This window comes from bacterium (genome assembly GCA_037131655.1).
Classification (GTDB): Bacteria; Armatimonadota; Fimbriimonadia; order Fimbriimonadales; family JBAXQP01; genus JBAXQP01.
On the sequence record JBAXQP010000418.1, the window covers coordinates 1 to 1,934 of the forward strand.

Consider the following 1,934-nt stretch of genomic DNA (forward strand, 5'->3'; position numbering starts at 1 on the left):
GCGCTCTAACCAGGCTGAGCTAAAGGCCCGAAAACCTGCGTAAGGCTACAGGTAAGTTGGGGAACCCCCAAACTCACCTTTTTTCTAGTTGCATCTGTTGCATCTAGTTGTCCCTGAATCGCTATTTAGTTTTCGGTTGAATCTTCTGGAACATCAGGCTCTTGCGAGCTCTTAGTGACAGAGAGTACCTGAACTCCTTCACCCAAATTAACCAGGCGAACGCCCATCGAGTCACGTCCAGTTTGGCGTACTTCGGACGCAGGTGTTCGCATGACTGTTCCAGCCGAAGTAATGGCCAAGACTTCGTCTTCATCTTTTATGACCAAAGCGCTGACAAGCACCCCACGAGAGTCTTCATCGATCTTGGCTGCCTTGATGCCAATTCCACCACGGCCTTGAAGGCGATATTCCTCGAGTGGAGTCTTTTTGCCATAACCACCATCTGTCGCGGTGAAGACCAACAAATTCGACTCTTGGGTATTAATTCGGGCCATTGTTAAGAGCTCATCGGTAGGTCGAAACTTCATTCCGATTACGCCAGAAGTTGAGCGACCCATAGGGCGAAGTGAGACATCATCAACCGGGAATCGAGTTGCCATTCCTTTTCGTGACACCAACAAGATTTCATCTTTTTCGTTCACGAGGGAGGCGCTAACAACTTCATCGCCTTCGCGAAGTGAAATTGCAATGAGACCGCCAGCTCGCGATGAGTCGTACTCCGTTAATGGAGTTTTCTTCACTAAACCATTACGTGTAGCTAAAACGAGATATGGCTCAACGTCATAACGTTTAATGGAGAGAACTTGTGCGATTTCCTCGTCTGGCTTAAATGCCATCAAGTTAGCAACATGCTGTCCACGAGCATCGCTTCCTGCATCAGGCAGCTCGTGGACTTTGGCGCGGTAGACCCGTCCTTTATTTGTAAAGAACAATAACCAGTCATGGGTTGAGGCAACAAAGAAATGATCAACCACATCATCTTGTTTGAGGGCTGCACCCTTTACACCTTTACCGCCACGTTTTTGTGATCGGTATAAATCTGCTTTAGTGCGTTTCGCATAACCCGTGTGTGTGATGGTTACAACTGCATCTTGATCGGGTATTAAGTCTTCGGCAGAGAAATCACCTTCACTCGCCACGATCTGCGTACGGCGATCATCCCCATATTTTGCAACAAGATCTAATAACTCATTTTGGACGATTTCACGCTGTTTTTCTTCACTAGCCAGGATGGCGGTTAATTCAATGATGTCGGCCATTAAACCGTCATACTCATCGTTAATTTTCTGACGTTCCAATGCTGCGATACGACGCAATTGCATATCTAAAATTGCATTGGCTTGAATATCATCAACATCAAGCAACTTCATCAACCCTGTACGGGCCTCTTCAGGAGTCGAGCTAGCACGGATAAGCGCAATTACTGCATCGAGTGCATCTAGGGCTTTGAGGTAACCGCGCAAGATGTGCGCGCGACGCTCTTTCTCGGCGAGGCGATACTTAGTGCGACGTACGATTACTTCGATTTGATGCTCGATGTAGTAACGAACGAATTCGTCTAGTCGCAGTGTTCGTGGCACGCCATCCACAAGAGCCAACATGTTGGCGCCGAATGTATCTTGGAGTTGGGTCTGCTTGTATAGGTTATTTAAAACAACCTTTGGAATTGCATCGTTTCGCAAAACAATTACTAAACGTTGACCCAGACGTTCGTTGCCTTCATCGCGAACATCAGCAATGCCTTTTATTTTGCCTTCTTTTACTAGTTCTGCAATTTTCAAAGCTAAGTTATCCGGGTTAACTTGATATGGAAGTTCTGTCACAACCAAACATGTGCGCTTATTAATCTCTTCAACGCTAACAACCGCACGCATTGTGATCGAGCCACGTCCTGTGCGGTAGGCATCCTCAATCCCAGTGCGACCAACAATGAG

1 protein-coding gene is annotated in these 1,934 nt (G+C 46.9%); it reads right to left on the bottom strand.

What is annotated here, in order from left to right; genetic code table 11:
- Positions 1 to 125 precede the first annotated feature (125 nt).
- On the bottom strand, positions 126 to 1,934 hold a 1,809-nt coding region (locus tag WCO51_13165), incomplete at its 5' end, for a DNA gyrase C-terminal beta-propeller domain-containing protein (protein ID MEI6514203.1).